We start from the raw sequence: 26,469 nt of genomic DNA, 5'->3' as shown, positions 1-26,469 counted from the left end.
TTTTTACTGAGAGAGAAGCACATGCTCGATCTGACCATAAACCAGAAAGGACTGGAGCGGGCCGTACAAAGGGCCCGTGAAAAAAACATCATCATCCCTACTTTTGAGCAGATGCGCAATCCGTCCCTGATTCCGGAACCGATTCGCAACAAGCTCGGCAATCTCGGCCTCTGGGACCTGGACCCGACCAACCTGTTTCGTATCAGCTGGAAGAACGAACCGGTAGCCCAGGGCGGCGGCTATGGAGGAGTGAATTATATCGAACTGCCTTCCTCACTCACAGGCGTAAAAGCCCGGATCGTGCTGATGCTCGGCAAATGGTTCCCCACCGGCGCCCACAAGGTCGGAGCCGCCTTCGGCTGCCTGGTTCCCCGTCTGGTGACCGGCCAGTTCGACCCCACCGAGCAGAAAGCTGTCTGGCCGTCCACCGGCAATTACTGCCGCGGCGGTGCCTACGATTCCAACCTGCTCGGCTGTGAATCCATCGCCATCCTGCCTCAAGGCATGAGCAAGGAACGCTTCGACTGGCTGGCTAAAGTTGCCGGCGAAACCATCAAGACCCCAGGCTCTGAAAGTAACGTCAAGGAGATCTTCGACAAGTGCTGGGAGCTGCGTCAATCCGGCGACAAGCTGATGATCTTCAACCAGTTTGACGACATGGGCAACTATCTCTGGCACTACCATGTCACCGGCCACGCCATGGCCGAGCTGATAGCCGGACTCTGCCCGACCCCTGAAACGAATTTCAAGGGTGTGGTGCTTTCCACCGGCTCCGGTGGCACACTTGCCAGCGGTGACTATCTCAAAAGTCTCTACCCAACTTCCAAAATTGCGGCAAGCGAGGCTCTGCAATGCCCGACACTGCTGAATAACGGTTTTGGCGATCATAGAATCGAGGGCATCGGCGACAAACATATCCCATGGGTTCATAACGCCAAAAATACCGATATGGTCATCGCCATCGACGACGAGATCCCCATGAACCTTATCCGCCTGTTCAACGAAGAAGCAGGCAAGGAATTTCTGGTGCAGCAGGGTATAGACAGTGCTGTGGTTGACGGCCTTGATCAGCTCGGCATCTCTTCTGTCGCCAACACCCTGGCCGCAATAAAATTCGCCAAGTATTACGAACTGGGCGAGGAAGATGTGGTGCTCACCATGGCCACGGACTCCATGGAAATGTACGGCAGCCGCCTCACCGAACTGACAGAGGAGAAAGGTGAATTCTCTGCACTGAACGCAGCATACGCCATGGGCCGCCTGCACACCACCGGCATCGACACCATGGAAGAACTCAGCTACTACGGCCGTAAACGCATCCACAACCTGAAGTATTACACCTGGGTCGAGCAGCAGGGCAAAACCTATGAGGAAATCCAGGCACAGTGGCAGGAGAGCAGCTACTGGAGTTCCATCCCGGCCCTGGCACCTGAAATCGATAAGCACATCAACGAATTCAACGCCCGCACCGGCCTGCTGGCGCAGTTGTAATGGAGACGAAGATGGTTGAAAGTTATGTTGATACCGCAACCGAACTCACCCGTCAACTGATCCGCTGTCCCAGTGTTTCAGGTGAAGAAGCTGCGGTTGCAGACACCTTGAAAAAAGCCATGGAGACGCTGGGCTTCGATGAAGTTCACCAGGACAAATATGGTAATATTATCGGGGTGATTAAAGGAAACCGTCCTGGCCCCTGCGTTCTGCTCGATGGCCATATCGACACCGTGCCCGTACCGGATGAATCTGCCTGGAGCGTGCCGCCCTTTGCTGCTGAAATCAAAGAGGGCCGCGTTTATGGCCGCGGCGCTTCAGACATGAAGGGGGCAGTGGCGGCCATGACTGTGGCAGCGAGCTCCTTTCTTGATGCAACCAACCGTGATTTTGGTGGTACGATCTGTGTTGCCGGGGTGGTGCATGAAGAATGTTTCGAGGGTGTTGCCGCACGGGAAATCTCCCAACGTTTCAAGCCCGATTACGTGATAATCGGCGAAGCGTCTGAGCTGAACCTGAAGATCGGCCAGCGTGGCCGGGCCGAGATTGTGGTCGAAACCTTAGGTGTTCCAGCCCACTCTGCCAACCCGGAAAAAGGTGTCAATGCTGTACATTCCATGACCAGACTCATCACCCGCATGGAAGAGGTGAAACCGGAATCCCATCCGATTTTAGGAGAAGGCATCTGCGTACTGACTGATATCAAGTCAACGCCGTACCCCGGTGCGTCCGTGGTCCCAAGCAACTGCCGGGTGACCTACGACAGGCGATTGCTGGTGGGCGAAGACCGGGAGAGAGTGCTCGCCCCATTTCTCGAAACCATTGACCTGCTCAAACAGGAAGACCCGGACTTTGAGGCTCAAGTCTATTTTGCCAGCGATGAGCAACCGTGTTATACGGGTGCTGCCATTGAGGGGACCCGGTTTTTTCCAGCCTGGCTCTATGATGAAAAAGAGGCATTCGTTACAGCGGTACTTTCAGAGCTGCAGGAAGCCGGACTGAAACCTGCTGTATCGCACTATGCGTTTTGCACCAACGGCAGTCATTATGCCGGGGAAGCCGATATTGCCACCCTTGGTTTCGGTCCCTCGCAGGAAAACCTTGCCCACACCATAGACGAGTATATTGAGATTGAGCAGCTCCACAAAGGAGTGCTGGGATATCAGGCCATCCTCAGGGCATTACTCAAACTCTGATATATTTTCTTCAGTTTTTTAAGGATCACTGATGCGGATACGATTCGACAACGCAGTACTTTATGATGGCACAGGCGACAAACCCGGAATCGTTTCCGTAGTTATTGCTGGTGACTCTATTGAGGCAATCTGCAGCGGCCCTGACAAGCCCGCTGCAGATCTGATTATTGACCTGGAGGGCAAGGCCCTCTGCCCTGGTTTTATAGATACACACAGTCACTCAGACCTGGTTATTCTCGAGACTCCGATACTGGACGCCAAGATACGGCAGGGAATCACCACCGAGATTTTAGGCCAGGATGGTATTGCCATGGCACCTCTGCCGGCTGAGCATATTGCCCAGTGGCGAAAAAACCTGGCTGGCCTCGCAGGAACCTCGGATTCAATTTCCTGGGATTATCGAGATACCAAGGGTTATCTCGACCTGCTCGAAAAGAGTGGCTCAGCCCAGAACCTCTGTTACCTGGTTCCCCACGGCAACCTCCGCATGGAGGTCCTGGGGCTCGATCAGCGCCCGGCCACCGATGAAGAACTCGATGCCATGCGCCGGGTAACTCAGCGGGAACTGAACAACGGTGCGCACGGCATAAGCACCGGTCTTATCTACCCCCCCTGCACGTACGCCGATTTCAGAGAGCTCGTTGCAATCTGCCAGGTCGCGGCCGACAATTCGGTCCCCCTGGTCATTCACCAGCGCAGTGAAGCCGATGCCATTATTGAGTCAATGAGTGAGGTGCTCGAAATAGCACGCGTAACCGGAGTACATATCCACTTCTCCCATTTCAAGATTTGCGGCACATACAACGACGCCAAGCTGCCCGGAGTTATCGACCTGCTCGACAGGGCAAGCGAAGAGGGACTCAGGGTAACATTTGATCAATACCCGTACACCGCCGGCTCCACAATGCTCAGCGCCATCCTGCCTCCGTGGGCCCATGCAGGCGGTACCGCCCAACTCCTCAACCGCCTTGCAGACAGAGAATGCCGGAAACGCATGCTGGATGATATCCGCACCACTCCAAGCTCCTGGGACAACTTTGTTGCCTTTGCCGGTGTTGACGGCATCTCGATCACCAACGTGCAGACTGCACAGAACACGCAGTTTATCGGCAAGTCACTGCTGGAAATTGGTGAAGAAAGAGGCACTGACCCGGTGGAGGCTGCATTGGATCTGATTCTGGAAGAGGAAAATGGGGTCAGCATGGTGGACTTTTACGGGCTTGAGAAACATGTACGACGCTTCATGCTGCGACCGGAGATGAATCTCTGCACAGATGGGCTGATGCACGGTACACCTCATCCGAGAACATATGGTGCGTTCCCTCGTTTTCTCGGCAAATATGCCCGGGATGAACAGCTCATGCCACTTGAAAAAGCCATCAGGAAGATGACACTGCAGGCAGCGGAATCGTTTAATATAGCCAAGAGAGGCAAGGTTGCAGAGGGCTGGTTCGCAGATCTCGTCGTTTTTGATCCCGCTGCTATTTCAGACCTGGCCACGTATACCAACCCGTGTCAGCACCCTGCCGGGATCGAGCTTGTCATGATAAACGGAACCATCGCCTACACAGCAGAGCCATACAAGACTGTCCTTTGCGGCCATAACCAGGATATGCAGTGTGGCAAAGTTCTGAGACTGAACAGCTGATGCCCTAGAGAGAAAGGCAGAAACGGACAGGTGCAGAAGTTGCTTTGCTCACCCCGGAAAGCAACCTGCACACTGAGCAATACTATCGCCTTCCACCAACAATCCCCCCCATGATCCAACTGTGCTGCATATTGCAAAACCTTGGAATTTTCTTGACAGACCGACCCCTTTTGAATAAGAATTTCCCTATCTGTATAGTACTTTTTTCCCCTTAATTACGGAACATAGGTTGTATGTTCCGGCAGGTCACGTAAATATCATTCAACCTGACCCAATCAGGAGCTGCAGCTCTTTGAGTTTGTTCGTTATTCGGCTTACAAGCTGTTTTGTTGAAACAATGGCGACAGATAAAATCTCTGTTTTGGCCGCGTAGCAGAACAATTTGCTACGTTTTCAACTTCCACGTTCACTCGTACATGACACAACCACCTGAGGGCAATACTTCAACAGTACTTCTGGACAGTCATGTCCACCTCTACCATTGGAGCGATCTGGTCCCCATACTGGATAGCGCCAGAGTCTGTCATCAAGAGCAGGATACAGCGCATCATAGCCACAACCCGGCATCAGCAGTCGTACTGGTTTTTACAGAGCCCAGGGAGCGCGACACTTTTGCCAGACTGAAACGGCAGCTGGAAAGTGAAAGTACAACTCCCCTGGCGCCGGACTGGCAGTTACACTCTACGGCCGAACCACTCTCTCTCATTGCCACACACACTGATGGTGCCGAAATTTTTCTAATAAGTGGTCAGCAGATCGTAACCCGCGAGCGCCTGGAGGTGCTCTCCATTGCCACCGAACAATCCATAGCTGATCGCCTGCCGCTTGCCGCAACGCTGAAGGCGATAGAGGACGCCGGCGGCTTCCCCATACTGCCCTGGGGAGTGGGAAAGTGGCTGTTTCGACGGGGGAAACTCGTCTCCCAACTGATCAGGGAAAATGACAACCCCGTTCATGCCCCCTTTGCCCTGGGAGATAACGGTGGACGTCCCCAATTCTGGCGTTGGGTAAAACAGTTCGATCTGGCCAGAACACATAATATTCCGGTTATCTCCGGTTCAGATCCACTTCCCTGCAGCAATCGTCGCCATGTTGCTGCAAACTTCGGTACCTTGATCAGCTGTTGTTTCGACCGGGAAAGACCGGCTATGTCACTACTGAAAGCAATCGCGGAAAGAACCTGTGATACTCGACCATTTGGTGCACTTACACGATCAATGGACTTTATGCGCGACCAACTGGCGCTGCGATTTAACTGTAACTAAGGAAGCAGCCACACTATGCGAAGAGATATCGACTACCTGGCAAACAATGATTTCCACGTGGTGATCATCGGCGGCGGCATCCACGGAAGCGTGCTCTTCCGGCAGCTGGCGGAAACCGGCATCCGGGTGGCACTGGTGGAAAAAGACGACTTTGGCGCCGGGACATCGGCCAACAGCTTAAAAATTCTGCATGGGGGTCTGCGATATCTGCAACACCTCAACATCAGGCGTATACGTGATTCGGTCTATTCCAGGAAGGTTTTCATGAAAGTTGCCCCCCACCTTGTTCAACCGCTGCCCTGTGTTATTCCAACCAGCGGCAACGGCATCAAGGGCAAGTCTGTAATGGCCGCCGCATTGAAAATTTTTGACTTTCTCAGCTGGGACAGAAACGATCACGCACCGGAAAGAAATCAGGCAGGCCGGGGTACCCTTTTGAACAGGGAGCAATTCCTCAAAATTGTCCCCCAACTCAACACCGATGAAATCACCGGCGGAGCCCTCTGGTACGATGACCTGATCGTTAACACCGAGCGTATGTGCCTCAGCTTTGTCAAAGCGGGATGCGCTACCGGTGGAGTGGCCGCAAATTACGTGAAAGTTCGTAAGCTCGCTCGCACCAAAAACCGCATTTCAGGGACAGAAGTTACAGACAGGCTGAGCGGCAGGACCTTCATGATCAGGGGCCGGATGGTGATTAATGCGGCAGGCCCCTGGATTGACGAAATACGCAGGGAGTCGCATCAGGCCAGCACCACAGAAGACCTTGCCAAGGCTGTCAACATCGTCGTCGACAAACAGCTCTTTGCCGGTCATGGCGTCGGTCTTGAATCCAACGACGAAGTAAAGGACAGGGACAGCAAGGTAAAGCGCTCCAACCGTCTCTATTTTTTCGTCCCCTGGAAGAATTGTACCATCATCGGTACCAGCTACTCATATTACAGCGGCCGATGTGATGAATTGAAGATTGAAGACTGGGAAATCGAAGAGATTATCAGCGAAGTCAACGCCATCTATCCCGGTGCAGCACTCAGCCGGAACAACGTTATTCACAGTCACGCCGGTCTGATCCCCGCCCATAAGCCCGTGAACAGCTCCCGCAACAGTACCCCCCAGCTACTCAAAAAGCCTAAAATCATTGACCACCAGGCACTCGAAGGACTTGAGGGGTTACTTACCGTCGAAGGCGTCAAATACACCACAGCTCCTGCAATTGCCCTGCAGGTGGAAAAACTGCTGCGGAAAAAAGCTATCATTCCGAACTCTCATCTTACCAAAGGGGTTGGCAGTTCTACTGCAGACGTTCCCACCGGGCAGGATATTCAGCAATTTCTGAACGACTATCCCCGCATTCAAAACAGTTACGGCAGCTACAGTTCCTCCCTGCTGGATATCATGAAAAAGGAGGCAAATACCGCAGAGCCGGTAAACGAGGGTGTACCACTCCTGAAAGCTGAGGTGCTGTACTCCATTCGGGAAGAGATGGCCATGAAATTGAGCGATGTTGTGCTCCGCAGGACAGATTGCGGCAACGGAGGCTGCCCTTCCCTTCAGGCGCTTGAAAAGATTGCCACGCTCATGGCCGATGAACTCGACTGGAACGAAAACAGACAAGCTCTTGAAGTGGAACAACTCTACTCCTACTACCAGAACCGGTCCGGGAGGGAGCAATGAAAATCCTGGTGCTCGCCCCCCATCCTTTTTACCAGAACAGGGGTACCCCCATTGCCCTGCGCATGCTCCTTGAATGCCTGGCGGCAGATGGCCATGAACTCACTGCACTGGTCTACCCGGAAGGAGAACCGGTAGTGATCCCCGGATGTCGATTGCTACGGGTAAAAAAAGTAGCCTTCACTGCCGGAGTACGCCCGGGTTTCTCCTGGAAAAAGCTCGCACTTGACCTGGCCATGATGAAAATGGCCAGAAGACTACTCAGTTCTGAAAGTTTTGACCTGATCCACGCCGGGGAAGAGGCTGTTTTCATGGCACGCAGATTACAGAAAAAATTCAAGATCCCATACGTCTACGACATGGACTCATCCCTACCCCAGCAGCTCTGTGAAAAGTCTTCCATACTTACCCCACTGCTGCCGGTTTTCAGAACACTCGAACGACGGGCCGTTGCAAACAGTACCGGCGTACTGCCAGTCTGCCCGTATCTTGAAAAGTTAGCCAGATCCTACAGCTCTGGGCCAATAATACAGTGCCTGGAGGATATCACCCTGCTGCCGGGAGAGCTTGATAATCACCGGAAGAAAAAAACACTCCTCCGGCTCAAGCAGGACAATATCGTGCTGATGTATGTTGGCAATCTGGAAAAGTACCAGGGGATAGACCTCTTACTCGAAGCGTTCTCCCTTTGTTATCTCGAAAACAACCGGCTGAAACTGGTCGTCATTGGCGGCAACAAAAACGACATCAGCCATTACAAACACAAGGCGACACTTCTTGGAGTTGACAGCGGAGTCATCTTCACCGGCCCCAAACCGGTGGAAGATCTCGCCTACTATCTCGACCAGGCCCATATCGTCGTCTCACCACGATGCAAGGGTTATAACACCCCGATGAAAATCTACTCGTATCTCGATTCCGGAAAACCTGTGGTGGCCACCCGCCTTGAAACCCACACCCAGGTACTCGACGATTCCATCAGCATGCTGGTAGCACCAACCGACACGGAGATGGCCGCAGGTATCATGCGCTTGGTCAACGACCGCGAGCTCGGTTCCCGGCTGGCCACACGGGCAAAGCAACGGGTGAGCGAAGAGTACACCCGTACAGCGTTTAACAGGAAGCTGAAATCGTTTTATGCCCGAATCGAACACACAATAACTACCGCCTGAAAAAATCTCCCCTCTATATGGGGAATGCGAAGCGGACGGTATCATATCACCATGGAGTATCCATGAGAGCACTCGTAACAGGAGCGACGGGATTTACCGGAGGCATACTGGCCGAAAAACTCTACCAGCAAGGACACCATGTGCGCGTACTGGTCCGTGATCGCAATCGGATAAGCTCCCCCAGTGCAGGCAAATTTGAAGTTATTGAAAGCGAACTTACCCAGCGTGAACAGCTGGAGCGGGCAGTCCAGGATATCGAGGTCGTTTTTCATATTGCGGCCATCTATCGTCAGGCAGGAGTACCGGATCAGGAGTATTGGGATGTCAACGTTAAAGCCAGCGAGAACCTGCTGCAACTCGCTCACCTGGCTGGAGCGAAACGTTTTGTACACTGCTCCACCGTCGGCGTACATGGCGACATCGAAGAGCCGCCGGCTGATGAGACCTACCGCTTCTCACCCGGCGACATCTATCAGATTACCAAACTTGCCGCCGAGAAAAAGGTTCTCGAGTATCATCGTAAAACCGGCTTCCCCGTATCAGTAATCCGGCCGGGCGCAATTTACGGTGCAGGTGATATGCGGCTTCTGAAACTCTTCAAGCTCGCCTCGAAAAGCATCACACCAGTACTCGGAGATGGCAACGTCTTCTACAACATGGTCTATGTAGAAGATCTCGCTGATATTTTCATCCTGGCCGGACAAAAGGAAGAAGCTGTCGGCGAGGTTTTTCTCGGTGCAGGGCCTGAAAACCTGCGGCTCAACGATATTCTCGACAAGATCTCCTTCATTCTCAGCAAACCAAGCCGCAAGGTGCATCTGCCCGTCAAACCCTTCCAGGTCGCGGGAACCCTGTGTGAAAAAATATGTATACCGCTTGGGATAGAACCCCCGATTTATAGGCGCAGAATCGATTTTTTTACCAAATCACGCTCATTTTCCATCGAGAAATCACGGCGCCTGCTTGGTTATAACCCGCAATTCGATTACACACGGGGGCTCGCCCGAACTGCTGGGTGGTACCGTGAACACAACCTGCTGTAGGAGTACGCCAGTGTGAAATCAGAGACCGCAACCGACTAATCCAGATACAGGTACCCCATGAAAAAAATTACGCTGATAGGCAGCTTTTCCGGACGCAATGCCGGCGATATCGCCATACTGGCAAACATCCTTCATGACTTTGCCCAAGTCCGCTCTGATGTACAGTTTCTGATCCCCACTCTTAAACCAAGCTTTGTCACTACCCATTACGGTCACTACAATGTAAAGCCCATGGGGATGATGCCCTGGCATTTCTCCCTGAAAGCCTTTGGCCTGGCCACCTATCGTTCCATGTCCAGTACCGACATGGTAATGATTACCGATAATGCCCTGTTTGACCGAAAGCTCTACAACCCTCTGGTAAACACCCTTTTCAGCGTTGCCTTGATGGCACCGACCTGCAAGAAGAAGAATATTCCCATCGTCTTTTATAACGCCAGTGTCGGGCCGATCGAGACCGAAAAAGGCCGGGAACTTATGCAGACAGTTCTCGACGCCACAAAGCTCGTTACCCTCAGGGACAGCTCGACCAAAGAACTTTTTGAAAAGTTGCAGCTCCGATCACCGCATATCCACCTGCTGGCCGATGCAGCAATCAACACCCTGCCCTCACCCGATGAGCGGCTGCAAAAGATCTTTGCCGATGAAAACCTTTTTGCCTCCGACAGCGCCGGCACTATCAGCTTTAACGTCAATTCATATATAGATAACTGGAGTAACACCGGAAAGCTGACCCGCGAACAATTTTGCCGGATCATGGCTGCCGCCATCGACAATGTGGTTGAGGAACTTGGGGTGGATATTCTTTTGACCGTAACCCAGGTGATGGATGAAAAGATCACCTCAGAAGTCCGGCAATACATCCAAAACGCGTATAAAGTTCGGATGATCTCCAACAGGAAATACACCTGCAACGATATCGTCGGCATCCTTCGGGGTGTAGACACCCATATTGGCCTGAGGACCCACTCGCTGATCTTTTGTGCCGCGGTTAATACGCCTATGATCTCGATCAACTCATACCCTAAAAATGCAGGTTTTATGCGCAGTATCGGCCAGGATGACTGGATGATAGAGTTTGAAGATTTGAACGTGGATTACATTACCCAAAAAGTCATCGACAGTTGGCGTAACCGTAACAGGCGCAGAGAGGAACTCATCCCCATAACCAGTATCGAAAAAGAAAAAGCACGTAAAGCTGTTCATCTTGTCGATGAGCTGCTGGGATAGTCCAACACCTCCGGTAACCGATATCTCTTGTTCGTCCTGGCTTTACGGCAATACCCTGGATATCGTTTTTGACTCTCTTCCGCGCTTCACTGGACGCCGTCCGTTAATATTTCCGGTACGACCCCACATGTGTGTTATAGTATATCTGTTTCACCAAACCTCGAATCTTTCGCTCGCATTTCTCATGACTATTTTGCCAAAATACGAAAGCGGCATTTGATTTTAAGATCGTCCTGAAATTCGAATCTGAATGGAAATTGCGAGTCAGATGCGTAACCCGTAAATCTTGTGCATCCAAGGGTTAATTAACCAGGCACTCATGTTTAGGAGGAACATATTATGGCCGATAAAATCACAGCTGTACAGGCTATGGAGATTTTGGATTCCAGGGGCAACCCCACGGTACGCGTCTTTACAGAACTTGAAGACGGCACCATTTCCAGCGCTTCGGTACCATCTGGCGCCTCTACCGGTGAAAATGAAGCCATCGAGATGCGAGACGGCGACAAAACCCGCTATCTCGGCAAAGGTGTTTTAAAAGCTGTAGCCAATGTCAACGACGTTATCGCGCCCGAACTTATCGGTATGTGCGCCACCAGACAGACGGATGTGGACAATCTGATGCTGCAGCTGGACGGCACCGAGAATAAATCGAAACTGGGTGCCAACGCTATTCTGGGAGTTTCCATGGCAGTTGCACGGGCGGGAGCGATGGTCACCGGCCTGCCACTTTATAAGTACCTGGGTGGTACCAACGCCAGACGCATTCCCGTGCCTGCCATGAATATTATCAATGGTGGAGAGCACGCTGACAACAGCGTTGACTTTCAGGAATTTATGGCAACTCCACTGGGCGCACCAAGCTTCAGTGAAGGGTTGAGGTATGTGGCTGAAACCTTCCATGTGCTGAAAAAAATACTAAAATCAAGAGGCCTGGCCACCAGTGTGGGAGATGAGGGTGGCTTTGCCCCCAACCTGGAAAGCAACGACGCGGTGATGGACACTATCATGGAGGCCATTGTTGAAGCTGGCTACACTCCGGGAAAGGATATCAGCATATCGCTGGACAGCGCCGCAAGTTCCTTTTCTCCCGACCTGACCAGCCAATATGACCTGAAATGGTCTGGTGGCGGTAAAATGTCTCGTGATGAACTGGTCGCCCTTGCCATAAAATGGGTTGAGAAGTACCCCATCGTCACCTGGGAAGACCCGCTCGCTGAACATGACTGGGAAGGTTTCAGGAACTTCACCGCCGCAGTGGGTGACTCAATCGACATTGTCGGTGATGATATCTTTGTCACCAACACCAAATATATCGCCCGCGGTATTGAGGAGAAGACAGCAAACTCCGTTCTTATCAAGCTGAACCAGATTGGTACCGTCACTGAGAGTATAGAGGCTGTGCGCATGTGCCGCGACGCAGGTTGGCGCTACTTCATCTCACACCGTTCCGGCGAAACCGAAGACACCTTTCTGGCCGATTTTGCCGTGGCCATGGATGGAGGCCAGCTGAAAACCGGTTCTGCCAGTCGGAGTGAGCGAATAGCTAAATACAACAGGTTGCTGGAAATCGAACACGAGTTGGGCGACAGTGCCCTGTATTACTGGAAATAGAAAATATTTCATCAATATATACAAAAAGCCCGGTTAAGAACCGGGCTTTTTGCTATCTTACCAGGAGCATCCCGAATCTCTTTTGAGAAAACCGGATTTTCCCTCTGTCAGGCGACTCCGGTGTCAGCGTTAGCAACGGAGCAGAATCACTTCTATTGGAATATCAAGGCTATGAAAACAGATAGTAATTCAGATTTTTCTTCCATTAAGCCGATTGGCACTATTCACTCCCCATACACCAATCTGGCCGATATGCCCATTCAGCCCAAGGGTGCGGCCGAAACAGAAGGACGGGTAGAAATTTTCAATGAATATGCCGGTGGCCTTGCCGACCTGGAAGGCTTCAGCCACATTTACCTGATTTACCTGTTCCATAAAGCAACCCGAACTGAACTCTCCGTGATCCCTTTTATGGATACTGTCCGACGTGGAGTGTACTCAACCCGTTCACCGTTACGCCCGAATCACCTTGGACTATCCCTGGTACAGATGACTTCCGTTCAGAATAACTTTCTGAATATTCTCGGAGTAGATATTTTAGACAACACCCCCCTCATTGACATCAAACCCTACATTCCTGCATTTGATCATGTAGAAAATGCTGAAAGCGGCTGGATGAACCATTCTGAAGAGGATGTAGCTCGCAAAAAATCTGACCACCGCTTCATCTAAACGATCCTCTTACAATTTTTTACTGCGTCGATAAATTTTCTTCTGGCTTTTCCGATGATAATAGTTATTAATACTATGTATTGTCATCTTTAACCATTGACAGAAGATGAGCCCGGAAGAAAACTTAAAGAGTGGCAGGTAATATAATCCGGATGAAGAGTATCCAATTCCTGTCACATTGCTATCCAGGAAGAGAAGTTGTGAAGAGCCCTGAAATAAAAAAAACGAAACCTGATCCTGAACGTGTTGCCGCACTCCGTGCGCTGCCGCTGGAAATCAAGCAGCAGATCACAGGCGAGGAAGCCGATGCGTTTATGTACAGGCAGGAACTCCCGGAGTCTCTGCTTGAGAAGTTGAAAGATTATTTTGTCGATGAGGAATAGTCAGAAGATTTCAACAGATCGCTGATTCCATAATCAAAGCAGTCAATTGAGTTGCAATTACCATAAGCGTAAACAGATGGTAATTATCCATGAACTCTATTTTCCTAAAGGAGTAGATCATGTCTGAAGAAACACGAAAAGTATGCCCAACCTGCCAGGGGAAAAAAGTTATAGAGGGAGTATGTGAAGCGGATTCAGAATGGCGTGGAGGCCAGATGGGCGATGAGGCCGACGATATTCGCTGTACTCCTGAGGAAAACTGCCCTACCTGTGCAGGGAAAGGATACGAAGACTGATGGCAGAAACTTTATGCTGAACCCATCGTTTTCTGATAGATGAAAAAAATGTCACCGGGGTACTCTACTCCCCGGTGACATTTCCCGGTATTTCTCACTGTACACCAGCCTTGCTGTCCAGGTGCCGACTCTAAGTTAACGCAATTGCAGATGCTCCAAGTTACATCTTGAACAATGCAGTGGTCTGTGTAAGGATAATCCGCTCGGTAAAAGACGATCCACAGGTAGCCCGGATTCACTCCAGGAACGGTTTAACCTGCTATCCTCATACAGATTATACAATTATGCATATCAACCTTATCCGACTCTATTGGTTACGACTCGCTGCTGCCGCCCTGGCGCTTTTACTCGCCATCCTGTACCTGGCCGAATTCGAAAAGGTTTCACTCGCCGGATTTGCACTCATCGCCCTGATTGGCGGTTATATTGGTATTCGCATCAACAATAGCACCATGCCTGCTCGTTGTGACTTATGCGGCAGCGTGGGTACCATGGGAGCTGAATATGGTGCCGGCTATGCCAATGCCCGGCTGATACTAAACTGCAGTCGCTGCGGCCGTGTAGTCAATGGCAAGCCGGGAAGTGTTAAACCCCAAAAAGAGTAAAGCGTTTTCGTTCCTGAACATTGCTGAGAGACCCCCATGACAATGCCACCCCTTCTTCAGATATTCTCAGACTACGTCTGACCATACTGCTACTTCATCACTGGAAGTGTTGAGCAACTGAAACATGAGTACCAGATCGAAATCCGCTGGCGCGCTTTTCCACTGCATCCCGAGACCCCTGATGAAGGTATACTGCTGGAAGAACTCTTTAAAACCGGAAGTGATCAGATTGATCGCATGGTTACCCAACTGAGACTCACAGCAAACCAGCTGGGGCTGCCTTTCGGCAACCGAACAAAAACCTACAACTCGAGGCTCGCCCAGGAACTTGGGCTATGGGCTGAGAAAAACGGGCGGGGCGAGGAGTTTCACCTCGCAGCCTTTAAGGCATATTTTGCAGATGGGCGCAACCTCGCCAAACAGCACGTTCTCCTGGACCTTGCCAAGTCATGTAATCTGCCCATCGAAGAGGCCAGTGAGGTACTGCGCACAAGAAGCTACGCAACCGCCGTTGATGAGGACTGGGAAGCCTCCCGCCAGCAGCAGATAACTGCGGTGCCTACGTTTACTTTCGGTAGCACCTTACTTGTCGGTGCCCAGGCCTATAGCAACTTGCAGGGACTCATGCTGCAGCACGGGGTGCTCCGCAGATAGAATCGCCTGAGTAGCCAACGGTCAATACAGGCACCGCCTGTTCGTTGAATCAGGAACCCTTTATACGAATACCGTAGCAGCAGGTGTAACTGTCCATTACGCTCAGTACTTTATCCTTATCACACCCATATTCTGAAATAAGGATCTGGGCAAAGGCCTTTTCACCATTGCTGCTTCTGCAGGCAAGCTGGATGATCTCCACCGATTTACCAGCTACGATGATATTTGTCCCAGCCTGACTCCTCATGGGCTGGTGGAAAATACAGAAAGGACCTGCACCCGCTCCCAGGCCTATTTTCATTTCTTTGGCCATGGTATTCTCTGTGTTGAATTCAATGGTTAGATCTTTCAACCCAGCCGGTTCCTTATCAAAATAGCTCTTATAATCTTGTGCAAGCTTGTCGAAAGGGCACAACTTCAGCCCAAACAGCCCATCACCGAGGTAAGTTGCATTCCCTTCAATTGCTGACAATGGTGTGTCACCATTTTCCATTGCCTCGACCAACTTCTCAAATGATTCATACTCTCTCGGCTCAACTTGCTGGCCGGCCTTCATGGCAATGCGCATGAGGTTGCCTTTAGCCACCTTGATGCCTGATGTATCAACCAGATTCTGCAGTAAGTCAATAAACACCACGTGTGACAGATCAACAGCTCTTGTCATCGTCTCCTCCAAAATTCGCGTTTTCTTTCCAATGGGAAATGAGGCCGTTTTTCAGCCAGCTCGAAGTACAGTGCGTACGAGGGATTGAGCTGACTATATCCTGACAACGGTAATCATACTTTTAGCCGTGAATCTAGTATGTTATCACCATCCCGGCAATAACAATTAAAATATTCACGGAGATTTGACGGTACAATCACAGAAGATTAACACCATAGAAAACAAAATCTCACCTTCCACATAAAAACCAATATTGTTGTGCAGTTTCATATACTTGCACAACATGCACTTCTGATTCAAAATGCTCAGCGTCAAATTGGGGTTCCGTCTTCATCTCGATCTCACCCCATCTTTATGTTGCTAATCTCGACTTGGAGAATGCTATAATACTAGAGCGACCTGACACATCAACTGGCCAGGAAGACATGATGTATTAATGCGTCAGGATCGTAACGGATCAATATCACCAATAGGCCCCAACATGAGAATAGATTTCGGACAATTGGTCCATGCCCTTTCAGATACTATAGATCTGGTAGGTGTTGATGAACTTCACCATGGGAAGCGGGTAGGGTTCATGGCCATGGAATGTGCCAAACTGATGAGCTCCGATCCGCAATTACATTTAAAGCTGTATCGCCTCGGCCTGCTCCATGATTGCGGAGTATCATCGAGCCAGGTCCACAACCATCTGGTCACTGAACTCGAATGGGTAAACGCCAATATCCATTGCCTCATAGGTGCCGAACGGTTAAGGCGGTTTGAACCGTTGGAGGGATTCGCGGATATCATCCTGTATCACCACACCCGATGGGATGAGTTGAAAGACTTACCCATTGATGAGAATATTAAGACCTACGCCAATTTAATTTATCTCACCGACAGGATTGATGCTATTTCCTTCATGGAACCTTTCACCAACAAGCTCTCTTGTCGCGACAGGGTTTGTAAGAATATCAAGTTTCTGAGAGGTTCACACTTCAAGCCGGAGCTTGTGGATGTGGTTCTTGCCGCCTCTGAGAGAGAATCGTTCTGGATAACTCAAGAGATAGAACATCTTCGCGATTATCTCTCACAGCAGATTATTGAACCGGATGATATCTGGCTCGATGAGAACCAGCTCAGGAAAATGGCTGCAATATTTGCTGAAATTGTTGATGCTAAAAGTAGTTTCACCGCAGAGCATTCTCTTGGGGTCTCCCGACTTGCTGCCTATATCGGCCAGTGCTGCGGTCTTCCTGATGAAACTGTCATCTCGCTTGAAATCGCCGGTCTGCTGCATGATCTGGGTAAACTCCAGGTTCCCGATAAAATTCTTGACTATCCCGGCGGCCTGGATGGTGAATTTCTCTCGGTTATGCGCCAGCACAGCTATGTCACCTTCATGATCCTGAAAAGAATTAAAGGCTTTGATCAAATTACCAGCTGGGCAGCAGATCATCATGAAAAGCTGAACGGAAGCGGTTACCCGTTCAAAAAAACCGCCGATGAGCTCAGCATAGAGGCACGAATTGTCTGCATATCTGATATTTACCAGGCACTTGCTCAGCGAAGACCCTATCGTCCTCCGCTGGCCCCCTATGATATCCTGATGGTCCTTAAAAAGGAGGTGAGCCTGCACAACATAGATCCGGAGCTGTTCAAAATTATCGAGAAAAATCTCAATCAGTGCCAGACAACCGCCACCGTTTTTTAAGGCGGAACCCTACAATACAGCAATAATTAGCGGGGTACTTCAATACCTTCCTGCTGTAACCTTGACAGGATATTATCTCTCAACAGAGGTGTAATACTATTGCCCATCATCTGGCCGGCAAGCATTGATTTTTCCATAATCTGCGGCATGCTGGCAATCATCTTCGAACCCACCCCTGATTCATAAAATGCGATGATCTGCAATATCTCATCGTGACTGAAATATTCCGCATATATATTCACCAATTCGCTCACAAGCGCTGAACCGGCAGCAAATTGCCCGGTCAGGATTTTGACTGTTTCTTCTTCTATAATGGCAATTGCCTGCTTTGAGATATCATCGTCACTTTCACTCACGGCCGCCAGTTCAGCTTGGGCCAGATAGATCACTATATCTTTAGCCTGCTCCAGCGATCCGGTAATAACGAGCAACTTAAGGATATCTTCTGCCTTCTCATCACTCGCCCAACAGGGGCAACTTGAAAACATCAGCACCACCAGCACCGCCAGAACACGCTTTATCATCAGTATCCTCTCACTGGATTATTTGTCTCCTCTTCTGCTCTATCCGCTACCCTAGGCGCAACCCGCAAGAAAAGCACCAGAAATGCGTCAGGCAAGTCTCACTTTACACCAGGGGAGTATCCAACGCATTGAAAATTTTTGACATAATTATGCGTTTTTTGGGGTAGCGCCACCAGCTCTGAGGCAGATGTGAGAGTCAATCACATGGGCCGGTTGAAATTTCAGCATAGAATGAGATAAACAGGGTGAACCGGATGACTCAACAATCAAGATCAACAACCCTTTCATTTCGAACCAAATGAAGATTGATATGCGCAACCACAATCAGATTCGTACTCATCGCCTGTCTGACTGTACGTTTCCGGCTTTGTCCGCCTGCTCACCCAGATATATCATATAAGCAGCAAAGATTGTGATCAGACAAACCGCAAGCGCAGTAAGATAGTAGGCCCAACTCATCCCCATATTATCTGTTGAATAGCCAGCCAGCATTGCACCGGTAAAAACACCTCCGCTCATGGCCAGGCTGTATACTCCCATCATGGTTCCATGTCCGAAATGCGTTCGGCCCTCCTCCGATGCATATGCTCCCAAAACCGGCCAGATAAGGGCCTCCCCTATACCGAGAATTGCATAGAGAATAATCATTTCGATAACACTCGAACCATGCGGGACAAAAGCTAGAGAGACACCCATGGACAGAGTGCCGATAACAAGCAGTGTTATTTTGTTACAGGTGTCAACCAACTTGCCGAACGGTACCTGAAGAACGGCGTTTACCAGGGTCCGCGCGGCAATGACCAATCCCACCTGAGTTCCCGTCACATGGCTTTCCCACTGCATCATCAGCAAAGGGAGAAATGCCATGGTGGGTACCATGACGATCATGGTGGCGTACCTGGCCAGGAGGATACCGACGGTTCTCCTGCGACGGGCCATCCTGACCAGACTGGGCAACAACCCTGCCGCCTCCACACCCTTTCGTGGGAGGTAGGCCGGCATATTGAAAACCACCAGCACAAAGGCGGCAAAAGAGAGAATTGCCATGGCATAGAAGGCAGAAGCCAATCCCAGCGTATCCATGAACAGCCCGCCAAATACCGGCCCACATCCTATGCCGCAGAACATGGCGATATTGAGATACCCCATATAACGCCCCTCTTGTCCGGCCGGGGCAAGTATACTCACATAAGCCAGGGCAATAGGTACGATCATTGCCGAACCGAGTCCCTGAAATCCCCTGATTATGATCAGGTCATTGACACTTGTCGCATGGGGGATCAGGAGTCCCACCAGACCATAGATAAAGAGCCCGGCTACCATGAACCATTTTCTGCCCAGGATGTCGGAAAGGTTGCCCACCACTGGCTGGGCGAGCCCACGTACGATGGAAAACGCAGCGATAATCATCCCCAACGCCACACCGCCGGCACCGAGGCTTTCGGCTAGAACAGGCATAACCGGAATGATGACTCCAATCCCCAGTAGAGCGATGAAAATTGTGAGAAGCAGGGTTATGAGTGTACTACGTTCCATAAAGTACCAATTTAAAAGGCTGGTAGAGGAAAACAAAGCGGAAGCCGAAATGGAAATACTCTCCGCCAAAAAACAACCCCGCCCTCTGCTAAATGGCAAAGGACGGGGAACGAATAAGGCACAACCCAAAAGCTACCAAAAAGCGCAGCTAATTCATACACTATAATAAAATGAATTGAGACAGGCTGCTATTCAAAGAGGATTGGGATTCACTCTACTCACATAGGCAAATCCCAGAGGTCTCGACGAACTTCAATATCCTGCCAGAGATCCCATCGGTTCAGGCGGCGTCATATTCGACGTTTTTTACAATGAGCCTATGCTCAAGGCAAAACACTGGAGAAGATGGCGTTGCATGACCGAGGTAATATTCAGGTTAAAAGCCGGCGACCATCCTCTGAATCTGGAAATAATTACTATACACAGTGCGGATAACCGCCACCTCGTTGGCCTGGGCCCGGGAGAGACTGGCGATGGCATCCAGCAGATCGGACTCACGCTCCAGTCCCTCATCATATTTCAGTTGGGTGATTCGCAGGTTTTCCTCTGCCTGCTCAATTGACCTTCTGGCAACCTCCACGTTCTCCAGGCTTACCCGGTAATCAATGAAGAGATTGTGCAGATCATTTGTGAGAGTCTCCTGCAACTCCTGCAACTCAAACTGATTGCCGCGCTTTTCCAGCTTGGCCTTGCTGGTCTGGGCCTCTTTGGTAAAGCCACGAAAAATATTCATGGAGAGAACCAGACTGGCGCGCAACTCGTCATCTTCTTCATCACCGGCGCCGTTGAAGTAGTTGTCGTCGTAGCGACTGTAACTGCCCACCAGATCCACGCTGGGATAATAATCCGCGTAACTTGCCCGCACCTGGGACTCACTGGCGGCTATCACCCCTTCCAGGGCAAGGATTTCGCTACGCGAGACAAGCATCCTCTGCAGGTATTCCATCTCATCAAGCTCGTTCGGCAATATGGAAAATTCTTCAAAACGCAAATCTTCCAGAGTCACCCCGACCCCGATCTCCCGCGCAAGAGAGTTGACACTCTTATCAAGGCGGGCCCGGGCCGCTTTCATATTAATATCGGCGTTATCGTAGTCGACCCTGAATTTGAGCAGATCATTTTTACCGATCAGCCCCACTTCATATCGATTCTCACCATCCCGGTAGACCCGCTCAAGGGTGCGGACTGCATCTTCAGTCACCTTCAGGTTGGCCAGACTGTCATAAACCCCGAGATAACTGAGAGCGACCACCAGCCTGAGATCCTGCTTGATGCCTTGCAGGCGGTACTCTTCCACCTCCTGGAGTTGCCGGGCCGTAAGCAGGTTATATTTATCCCGAAATCCTGAGAACATATTCCAGCTCACCGTGGCTTCAGCCACACTGTTCTCAGAATTCTCAAAATCGCTCGCTTCATCGAGCGTATTAGTGATATAGGAGAGATCCACAGACGGATAGTAGGGCCCTTTCGCCAGGGCAACATCCTGCTCGCTGCTCTCCACATTGCTTATAAAGCGCTGCACCACCGCACGATTATCCACCGCGGCATTCTGCATTGCCGTGAGATCCATCGCCTGCGCAGCAACTGCGCCCGCGAGACAACCGACAAACGTTGCGGTGACCAGACTAACTCTCTTCATTGACTCTGCTCCTTTCAAAACCTATGACGAATATGAGAAGTGATGGAATGACAAAAAGCGTGAACAGCGTTGACAGGGCCAGTCCTCCCAACAGGATGGAACCCAGGCCGCGGTACAACTCACTACCCGAGCCGGTGGAAAGCACCAGCGGGGTCATGGCTAAAAGGCTGGTGGTGGCACTCATGAAAATGGGCCGGATACGGGTCCGCACCGCATCGGAAACTGCCTCCATGCCGACCAGACCGTTATAGCGAACGTTGTTCAACGATTGGTGAACAATCAGGATAGCGTTATTGACCACTGTACCGATAAGGATGATAAATCCAAGCATAGCCAGGATATCAAAGGCCTGTGGTGCCACAAAAGCGTTTACGGCAACAAGCCCGACAAACCCACCCGCTGCTGCCAGGGGCACACTGAACAGGATGATCAGTGGATAGAGAAAATTCTCAAACAACGCCGCCATCAGCAGGTAGGTGATCAGCAGAGCCAGCAACAGGTTCCACTTCAACGCCTCCCCTGTCTCCTGCAATTTATCGGCATTACCGCCGATGGTGATATCCAGTCCGGCCAATTTGCCCTCTTCCTGCATCGGTTTGATCAGATTGTTTTCAATAGTCTCCATGGCCGTCTGGATGGGCAGATCCTTGGGTGGAGTCACCTGCAGGGTGATGGTTCGCTTACGCTCCAGATGATTGATCTGGGGCATGCCCTGACTATACTCGAGACTCGCCACATCGCCGACGTGGATAAGGTTGCCATAGCTGTTGACAATGGTCGCCCTTAAAATACGCTCCGGTGTATCGTAAATCTCATCACTGCCTTTGACCACCAGATCGATCTGCTTCACACCTTCCGGGCGGTAATCATCCACCTTGCGACCATCCATCAGGGTATCGATATAGACGCCCAGGTCTCTTTCAGTAAGCCCGTTAGCCGCAAGTTTTTCTTTATTACCAATAACCCTGATCTCAGGGTAGCTGGTCTCAAAAGATGGCACCGGCCGCACTTGGGAACCTGGTATGGTCTGCATGGTTGCCCCGTAAAGCATCAGGGCGGAGCCCGCTATCTGGTCAATGTTCTCGCCGGAAATATTGACCTCAACCGTTCTGCCCTCGCCAAGCCCGCTCTCGAAAATACCAGCCTGCAGGGAGACCCCGAAAAAACCGGGGATTGTGTTCATGATTCGTGAAAACAGGGGAATCAACTCAGCTGCACGGGTCTCATGGGTCGAGATACCACCAAATAGGGTGAAACGGTCCGAGCCGACATAAAACATCTGTTTGATCTGGGGAAACCCTTCCCGGTCGTCTTCCTTGAAATAGGGCTCTGAACTCTCGAAGATGTAACCGCCTATCTCCTTGAGCTTGTCGACCGAGTACCCCGGGGGCGGGATAAGAATATTCAGAATAAGGTTACGATTGCCCAGGGGCAGATACTCTGCACTGGGCTTGAGGCTCACGATCAGCACCACGGAAAGCAAGGTGAAAACCAATACCGATGCAAGTCTGGTGAAGACGTTTTTTAAACAGAGGTTTGAGAACCACATCAAACCGTCAGCTATCACCGGCCCCACAGTGGATCTCTGCAGCCAGGTCTTCTCTTTTTCTTTTCTGTTTCTATAGAAAATATTGATCAAGGTCGGGATAACGGTAACAGACACCACCAGACTCAGCATGATTGAGAAGGTGATGGCTATGGCGATATCGCGAAAGAGCTGACCGGCCTCCTCCTGCATGAATACCACCGGCAGAAACACCGCCACCGTGGTGGCGGTGGAAGCGAAAACCGCACCCCACACCTCATTGGCACCGTCCAGCGCGGCGGTAAATGCATCTTTGCCCATCTTTCGGTGGCGGTCAATATTCTCCAGCACGACGATGGAGTTATCCACCAACATGCCCACCGCAAAAGAGATACCGGCCAGACTCACCACGTTCAGGCTCCTGCCGCTCACCCACAAAAAGATAAAACTGCCCACCACGGAGACCGGGATAGCCACCGCGGTGGTAATGGTGGAACGAAGGCTGCGGAGAAAAGTGAGGAGCACGAGAATAGCCAAAAGGCCACCGAGCATCACATTGGTCTTCACCAGATCTATAGCGGTGTTGATATATGGTCGCTGGTCATAGACCATATCGATGTAGAGTTGTTTATCACCAAGCAGGCCACTGTTAAGCCGCTCCACTTCCTGTTCCACACGCTCGGTCATCTCCAATACGTTGGCACCCGGTTCCTTGCGGATACCGATAACAATAACCTGGGTACCGTTATGGAATACAGCCCCGGTCTCCTCATCATAGCCGGGATCAACCTTGGCAATATCCCGCAGGTAGACACGCTTGATACCATCATCAAACACCACCACATCCATTACATCTTCCGGGGACTGAAACTGCCCCATGGTTCTGATGCGATAGTTTTTGCGGCCAATACCAAGCACACCCGCCGAGGTGGTGGCATTGGCATTTTTCAAAACAGAGCTGATCTGATTTATGGAGATGTTGTACCGTGCCATCTCGGTCATATCGAGAGTGACATGCATTTCTGCCTCTGTACCGCCAAAAACCAGCAACGAACCAACTCCCGGCACACGCTCGATATGCTGGCGCACATTGTCTTCGAAGTAGGTGCGATAGGTGTTGATATGGTTAGGGTTATCTTCGCGGGTCTTGAGCATGGACCAGATAACCGGCGAACTGTTAGCACCGGCAGCCTCGATCTTCGGCTTATCCGCCGAATCGGGATAGCCGGACACCTCGTTCATTTTGTTTGAGACTCTGAGCAGCGCATCATCCAGTTCGGTTCCGATTCCGAACGAGAGAGTAATCTCACCGAAGTTATTGTAACTGGAACTCTCCATCTCCGTGAGCCCCTGCAGCCCTTTCAGAGCCTCTTCCTGTATCTCGATGATATCCTTCTCAATCTCGTAAGGGGTCGCGCCGGCCCAGGTTGTCTGTACAGTAATCTGGGGCGTCTCAACATCCGGAGTGAGCTGTACCGGCAACTTTTGCAGACCGAGCAGGCCAAAGGTGGCCACCAGGATAACTCCCACCGCCACACTCACCGGTTTTTTCAGAGCGTATTCGACGATGTTCATTATCTCTCTCCCGCAATCATAACCGGCTGATCAGGGCGGAGACGCTCATTACCTTCTACCACCACGTCCATTCCCACCACGATATACGGGTTATCCACCGCAACTTTTTCCCCCATAAAACTAACGACATGAACCGGCAGGATGGAGGCCTTCCCTTCTTTGATGGTAAAGATGAAATCTTTGCCCTGATTTTTGATAATCGCCGCTCTCGGCAATATCCGCAGTTGCGTTTTGGGGCTGGCAGGAACGTGAACCGTAGCAGACATGTTCTGAGCGACCAGCGGCAACGGATCGATCTTGATCTTTAAGAAGACATTTTTGGTCTTCACATCGGCCACCGGATCAATATCAACCACCTTACCGCTCTTTTCTTCACCAAAAGCGGTTATGATCACCGGCACCTCCTCACCCATTCGGATGTATTGCAACAGCGCTTCCGAGATAGGTGCCCGTACATACAGATCATTTATAGAACCGAGGCTCACCAACTGCTTGCCCTGCTGGACCCAGGCACCTGAGTCCACATTTTTGGCGAGAATAATACCGGCAAAAGGAGCAGTGATAACGCTTCTTTTTTTCTGGATCAGCAGTTTTTTCAGGTTATCCTGATTGGCTTGCTTTTCTTTCTGGGCGTCCTGATAGGCGTAAAGCGCATCATCGAAATCCTTCTCGCTGACCCCCTTGTTGTCGAACAGATTCTGCAGGCGATTGAAGTTTTTCCTGGTGTTGACGATACGAAGTTCCGCCTGGGCGATACGAGTTTTCGTCAAGACTATCTCCTGATCGAGAATCTCGGTATTAAGCTCAACCAGCACATCCCCCACATTCACATGATCACCCTGGTTCACACGCACTACCTCTACCAGGCCGGCCACCTCGGTAGAAATGTCACTGGTCCGCTCATAGTAGAGAATGCCGATCACCGAGCGACTCTGGGAGACCTCTTCTTCCACGACCTTGCTGACAATAACCCGTGCAGGCGGTGGTCCCTGAGCTGCCACCATGCCGCTTAAGAATACAACTCCGCAAAATACTCCTAATACAAACAACACGAGAATACTGCCCTTTTTCCCCTCTCTCATTTCGCCTGTTCCCCCATACTTTGTTCCATATTGTAGCGGATGATCTTCAGCCCATCTTTAATTACCTGCACCTCCTGAGGGCTCAAACCAGTTGTTACCTTCGCCTCACAATCGGCAAGCTCCTCCTTGATCTTTGCCATGAGAAGCCCTCCCTGCCCGGTAAGATGCACCAGGCTCGATCGTCTGTCGCCAGGATTATTCCGTCGTTCGAGGCATCGCTTTTTCTCCAGCCTGTCAAGAATCCTGGTCACATTGGCCGGGCTCTTGTAGGTCGAAGTACAAAGACGACTCTGTGTTACGCCATCTTCCTCGATCAGGCACTTCATCACATGAAACTGTTCCGCCGTCAGGTCGTATGGTTTCAAGTGGTTTTCGAGATAGTTCCTGAACGACATGGCAGACAGGTACAACAGGCGACCTAATGCATTCTCTTGTAATTTATCCATAAATTTCCTCTAGATATTTAACTAGGCAAATATCTAGGCGCTAAACTTTATCTTGTCAACGACTTTCATTAATTATGGAGAAACAGCACGATGGGGATGGACAACAGAGCAAAGACCATATAGGATATTTTTTGTCAGGCACAAACCTTGAAGAACATACAGACTCTGAGTGTTTTGCAAATCCATACCGATTATGGAGGTTCCCATGACCCGCCCTGCCCCAGTTAGATTTTTTCAAAAACTCAACTGGCTGAGCGCACTGGCTCTCACCGCGTTTATACTCAGCTCCTGTGGCTATAATGATCTGCAGATAAAGGAGGAATCTGTTTTCAAAGCCTGGGCTGATATCGAAGCTACCCTGCAGCGAAGGGGTGATCTGATCCCCAATCTCGTTGAAACAGTAAAGGGCTATGCAGCCCATGAGAAAGAGACACTGGAAGCGGTGGTCAACGCCAGGGCCAAGGCATCTTCCATACAGCTCAACACCTCCGACCTGGGAGACGCCGCCAAAATGCAGCAATTCCAGGAGGCACAGGGAGGACTCAATTCTGCTCTTTCCAGACTCATGGTGGTGGTTGAGCGCTACCCGGATCTTAAAGCCAACCAGAATTTTCTCGATCTGCAAAATCAGCTGGAAGGTACTGAAAACCGGATAAACGTTGCTCGTCAACGCTATAACCAGGCAGTGGAGGTGTTCAACGCCGCTATTCGCAAGTTTCCCCAGAGCCTGACCAACAACATCCTGCTCCACCTGGACCGCAAGGAATACTTCAAAGCGGACGAAGCAGCAAAACAGGTGCCGGAAGTGAAATTTTAACCGGTACATTTTTGGGAGAAGAGCA

23 protein-coding genes are annotated in these 26,469 nt (G+C 50.8%); 16 read left to right on the top strand and 7 right to left on the bottom strand.

Annotation, left to right across the window (positions count from 1 at the left end; genetic code table 11):
- Positions 1-21: 21 nt before the first annotated feature.
- From FCL45_RS08805 to FCL45_RS08740, 14 genes are all read left to right on the top strand, one after another.
- Entirely contained in the window at positions 22-1,491 is a 1,470-nt protein-coding gene (locus FCL45_RS08805) for a pyridoxal-phosphate dependent enzyme (protein WP_136798208.1), read from the top strand.
- 11 nt (positions 1,492-1,502) lie between these two features.
- On the top strand, positions 1,503-2,687 hold the full coding sequence (locus tag FCL45_RS08800; RefSeq protein WP_217907699.1) for a YgeY family selenium metabolism-linked hydrolase: 1,185 nt from the start codon (positions 1,503-1,505) through the stop codon (positions 2,685-2,687).
- A gap of 31 nt (positions 2,688-2,718) precedes the next feature.
- Complete coding sequence (locus FCL45_RS08795) at positions 2,719-4,335, top strand: N-acyl-D-amino-acid deacylase family protein (RefSeq protein ID WP_136798206.1); 1,617 nt, start codon at positions 2,719-2,721, stop codon at positions 4,333-4,335.
- A 416-nt stretch (positions 4,336-4,751) separates the two neighbouring features.
- Positions 4,752-5,600 carry a hypothetical protein gene (locus FCL45_RS08790; RefSeq protein ID WP_136798205.1) on the top strand — a complete coding sequence of 283 codons (849 nt, stop codon included), beginning with the start codon at positions 4,752-4,754 and terminating at the stop codon, positions 5,598-5,600.
- A 15-nt stretch (positions 5,601-5,615) separates the two neighbouring features.
- On the top strand, positions 5,616-7,274 hold the full coding sequence (locus FCL45_RS08785; RefSeq protein ID WP_136798204.1) for a glycerol-3-phosphate dehydrogenase/oxidase: 1,659 nt from the start codon (positions 5,616-5,618) through the stop codon (positions 7,272-7,274).
- The gene (locus tag FCL45_RS08780; protein ID WP_136798203.1) at positions 7,271-8,443 is read left to right on the top strand and encodes a glycosyltransferase family 4 protein; all 1,173 of its coding nucleotides are present in this window, start codon (positions 7,271-7,273) and stop codon (positions 8,441-8,443) included. Before FCL45_RS08785 ends, FCL45_RS08780 begins: the two co-directional genes overlap by 4 nt.
- A gap of 62 nt (positions 8,444-8,505) precedes the next feature.
- Positions 8,506-9,486, top strand: coding sequence for an NAD-dependent epimerase/dehydratase family protein (locus FCL45_RS08775; protein WP_167495804.1), 981 nt, complete (start codon positions 8,506-8,508; stop codon positions 9,484-9,486).
- A 57-nt stretch (positions 9,487-9,543) separates the two neighbouring features.
- A complete protein-coding gene (locus FCL45_RS08770) occupies positions 9,544-10,716 on the top strand; it encodes a polysaccharide pyruvyl transferase family protein (protein ID WP_136798201.1) in 1,173 nt (390 codons plus the stop codon).
- A 339-nt stretch (positions 10,717-11,055) separates the two neighbouring features.
- The gene (gene eno, locus FCL45_RS08765; RefSeq protein WP_136798200.1) at positions 11,056-12,330 is read left to right on the top strand and encodes a phosphopyruvate hydratase; all 1,275 of its coding nucleotides are present in this window, start codon (positions 11,056-11,058) and stop codon (positions 12,328-12,330) included.
- A 120-nt stretch (positions 12,331-12,450) separates the two neighbouring features.
- On the top strand, positions 12,451-13,002 hold the full coding sequence (tsaA, locus tag FCL45_RS08760) for a tRNA (N6-threonylcarbamoyladenosine(37)-N6)-methyltransferase TrmO (RefSeq protein WP_228721463.1): 552 nt from the start codon (positions 12,451-12,453) through the stop codon (positions 13,000-13,002).
- 200 nt (positions 13,003-13,202) lie between these two features.
- Positions 13,203-13,385 (top strand): hypothetical protein, encoded by a 183-nt coding sequence (locus tag FCL45_RS08755; RefSeq protein WP_136798199.1) that lies wholly within the window; start codon positions 13,203-13,205, stop codon positions 13,383-13,385.
- Positions 13,386-13,504: 119 nt separating this feature from the next.
- Entirely contained in the window at positions 13,505-13,681 is a 177-nt protein-coding gene (locus FCL45_RS08750) for an ankyrin (protein ID WP_136798198.1), read from the top strand.
- Between the two features lie 284 nt (positions 13,682-13,965).
- Positions 13,966-14,286 carry a hypothetical protein gene (locus FCL45_RS08745; RefSeq protein WP_136798197.1) on the top strand — a complete coding sequence of 107 codons (321 nt, stop codon included), beginning with the start codon at positions 13,966-13,968 and terminating at the stop codon, positions 14,284-14,286.
- Positions 14,287-14,382: 96 nt separating this feature from the next.
- Positions 14,383-14,940 carry a DsbA family protein gene (locus tag FCL45_RS08740; protein WP_136798196.1) on the top strand — a complete coding sequence of 186 codons (558 nt, stop codon included), beginning with the start codon at positions 14,383-14,385 and terminating at the stop codon, positions 14,938-14,940.
- 49 nt (positions 14,941-14,989) lie between these two features.
- Here FCL45_RS08740 and FCL45_RS08735 read toward each other — a convergent pair whose 3' ends face one another.
- The gene (locus FCL45_RS08735; protein WP_136798195.1) at positions 14,990-15,604 is read right to left on the bottom strand and encodes a hypothetical protein; all 615 of its coding nucleotides are present in this window, start codon (positions 15,602-15,604) and stop codon (positions 14,990-14,992) included.
- A 436-nt stretch (positions 15,605-16,040) separates the two neighbouring features.
- Between FCL45_RS08735 and FCL45_RS08730 the strand changes: the two genes are divergently transcribed.
- Positions 16,041-17,300 carry an HD domain-containing phosphohydrolase gene (locus FCL45_RS08730; RefSeq protein WP_136798194.1) on the top strand — a complete coding sequence of 420 codons (1,260 nt, stop codon included), beginning with the start codon at positions 16,041-16,043 and terminating at the stop codon, positions 17,298-17,300.
- A 26-nt stretch (positions 17,301-17,326) separates the two neighbouring features.
- Here the strand turns inward: FCL45_RS08730 and FCL45_RS08725 are convergent, their stop codons facing one another.
- The 6 genes from FCL45_RS08725 to FCL45_RS08700 all read right to left on the bottom strand — a co-directional run bounded on the left by FCL45_RS08725 (position 17,327) and on the right by FCL45_RS08700 (position 25,627).
- Positions 17,327-17,824: a DUF2059 domain-containing protein gene (locus FCL45_RS08725; RefSeq protein WP_136798193.1), complete on the bottom strand. Its 498-nt coding sequence runs from the start codon at positions 17,822-17,824 to the stop codon at positions 17,327-17,329.
- 336 nt (positions 17,825-18,160) lie between these two features.
- The gene (locus tag FCL45_RS08720) at positions 18,161-19,360 is read right to left on the bottom strand and encodes an MFS transporter (RefSeq protein WP_136798192.1); all 1,200 of its coding nucleotides are present in this window, start codon (positions 19,358-19,360) and stop codon (positions 18,161-18,163) included.
- 376 nt (positions 19,361-19,736) lie between these two features.
- Positions 19,737-20,999: a TolC family protein gene (locus tag FCL45_RS08715; RefSeq protein ID WP_136798191.1), complete on the bottom strand. Its 1,263-nt coding sequence runs from the start codon at positions 20,997-20,999 to the stop codon at positions 19,737-19,739.
- Positions 20,986-24,099: an efflux RND transporter permease subunit gene (locus tag FCL45_RS08710; RefSeq protein ID WP_136798190.1), complete on the bottom strand. Its 3,114-nt coding sequence runs from the start codon at positions 24,097-24,099 to the stop codon at positions 20,986-20,988. Before FCL45_RS08710 ends, FCL45_RS08715 begins: the two co-directional genes overlap by 14 nt.
- A complete protein-coding gene (locus FCL45_RS08705) occupies positions 24,099-25,181 on the bottom strand; it encodes an efflux RND transporter periplasmic adaptor subunit (RefSeq protein WP_136798189.1) in 1,083 nt (360 codons plus the stop codon). The genes FCL45_RS08710 and FCL45_RS08705 overlap by 1 nt, the downstream gene beginning before the upstream one ends.
- Positions 25,178-25,627 (bottom strand): MarR family winged helix-turn-helix transcriptional regulator, encoded by a 450-nt coding sequence (locus FCL45_RS08700; protein WP_136798188.1) that lies wholly within the window; start codon positions 25,625-25,627, stop codon positions 25,178-25,180. The genes FCL45_RS08705 and FCL45_RS08700 overlap by 4 nt, the downstream gene beginning before the upstream one ends.
- Positions 25,628-25,832: 205 nt before the next feature.
- Here FCL45_RS08700 and FCL45_RS08695 point away from each other — a divergent pair, with 205 nt between their 5' ends.
- Entirely contained in the window at positions 25,833-26,444 is a 612-nt protein-coding gene (locus FCL45_RS08695) for a LemA family protein (protein WP_136798187.1), read from the top strand.
- The last annotated feature ends 25 nt before the right edge of the window (positions 26,445-26,469 follow it).

Origin of the sequence: Desulfosediminicola ganghwensis, from assembly GCF_005116675.2 — a bacterium.
GTDB lineage: Bacteria > Desulfobacterota > Desulfobulbia > Desulfobulbales > Desulfocapsaceae > Desulfopila > Desulfopila ganghwensis.
This window is presented reverse-complemented; position numbering and strand designations above follow the sequence as displayed.

Coding starts and splice junctions, on each gene's coding strand:
- FCL45_RS08805 (WP_136798208.1), top strand. CDS start 22: ATGCTCGATCTGACCATAAACCAGAAAGGACTGGAGCGGGCCGTACAA.
- FCL45_RS08800 (WP_217907699.1), top strand. CDS start 1,503: ATGGTTGAAAGTTATGTTGATACCGCAACCGAACTCACCCGTCAACTG.
- FCL45_RS08795 (WP_136798206.1), top strand. CDS start 2,719: ATGCGGATACGATTCGACAACGCAGTACTTTATGATGGCACAGGCGAC.
- FCL45_RS08790 (WP_136798205.1), top strand. CDS start 4,752: ATGACACAACCACCTGAGGGCAATACTTCAACAGTACTTCTGGACAGT.
- FCL45_RS08785 (WP_136798204.1), top strand. CDS start 5,616: ATGCGAAGAGATATCGACTACCTGGCAAACAATGATTTCCACGTGGTG.
- FCL45_RS08780 (WP_136798203.1), top strand. CDS start 7,271: ATGAAAATCCTGGTGCTCGCCCCCCATCCTTTTTACCAGAACAGGGGT.
- FCL45_RS08775 (WP_167495804.1), top strand. CDS start 8,506: ATGAGAGCACTCGTAACAGGAGCGACGGGATTTACCGGAGGCATACTG.
- FCL45_RS08770 (WP_136798201.1), top strand. CDS start 9,544: ATGAAAAAAATTACGCTGATAGGCAGCTTTTCCGGACGCAATGCCGGC.
- eno (WP_136798200.1), top strand. CDS start 11,056: ATGGCCGATAAAATCACAGCTGTACAGGCTATGGAGATTTTGGATTCC.
- FCL45_RS08750 (WP_136798198.1), top strand. CDS start 13,505: ATGTCTGAAGAAACACGAAAAGTATGCCCAACCTGCCAGGGGAAAAAA.
- FCL45_RS08745 (WP_136798197.1), top strand. CDS start 13,966: ATGCATATCAACCTTATCCGACTCTATTGGTTACGACTCGCTGCTGCC.
- FCL45_RS08735 (WP_136798195.1), bottom strand. CDS start 15,604: ATGACAAGAGCTGTTGATCTGTCACACGTGGTGTTTATTGACTTACTG.
- FCL45_RS08730 (WP_136798194.1), top strand. CDS start 16,041: ATGCGTCAGGATCGTAACGGATCAATATCACCAATAGGCCCCAACATG.
- FCL45_RS08725 (WP_136798193.1), bottom strand. CDS start 17,824: ATGATAAAGCGTGTTCTGGCGGTGCTGGTGGTGCTGATGTTTTCAAGT.
- FCL45_RS08720 (WP_136798192.1), bottom strand. CDS start 19,360: ATGGAACGTAGTACACTCATAACCCTGCTTCTCACAATTTTCATCGCT.
- FCL45_RS08715 (WP_136798191.1), bottom strand. CDS start 20,999: ATGAAGAGAGTTAGTCTGGTCACCGCAACGTTTGTCGGTTGTCTCGCG.
- FCL45_RS08710 (WP_136798190.1), bottom strand. CDS start 24,099: ATGAACATCGTCGAATACGCTCTGAAAAAACCGGTGAGTGTGGCGGTG.
- FCL45_RS08705 (WP_136798189.1), bottom strand. CDS start 25,181: ATGAGAGAGGGGAAAAAGGGCAGTATTCTCGTGTTGTTTGTATTAGGA.
- FCL45_RS08700 (WP_136798188.1), bottom strand. CDS start 25,627: ATGGATAAATTACAAGAGAATGCATTAGGTCGCCTGTTGTACCTGTCT.
- FCL45_RS08695 (WP_136798187.1), top strand. CDS start 25,833: ATGACCCGCCCTGCCCCAGTTAGATTTTTTCAAAAACTCAACTGGCTG.